Origin of the sequence: Shigella sp. FC1967 (genome assembly GCF_001743005.1) — a bacterium.
Lineage (GTDB): Bacteria > Pseudomonadota > Gammaproteobacteria > Enterobacterales > Enterobacteriaceae > Proteus.
The window spans coordinates 1-233 of the sequence record NZ_MIIZ01000365.1 but is presented as its reverse complement, the minus strand read 5'-3'; the positions used below and the strand labels follow the sequence as shown (position 1 = coordinate 233).

At 42.5% G+C, this 233-nt stretch carries 1 pseudogene; it reads left to right on the top strand.

The features are described 5' to 3' along the window. Nucleotides 1-233: pseudogene (locus BHE89_RS03230) on the top strand (amino acid kinase family protein); the annotation flags it as partial.

Here is a 233-nt window from a genome sequence, read left to right as displayed (position 1 = left end):
TTTTTATGTGCTGAAAGAGCGGCTCAACCACAAGTCAACGACACTTTATCTCGCCCATTACTTCAATCATTATTAGCTAAACATCCTGAGCGTCGTTTTTGTTGTAACGGGGTTTATTAGTCGTAATCAACAAGGGGGAAACGGTCTTATTAGGTCGTAACGGTAGTGACTACTCTGCAACACAAGTGGGTGCTTTAGCTAATGTCGGTAGAGTCACCATTTGGAGTGATGTT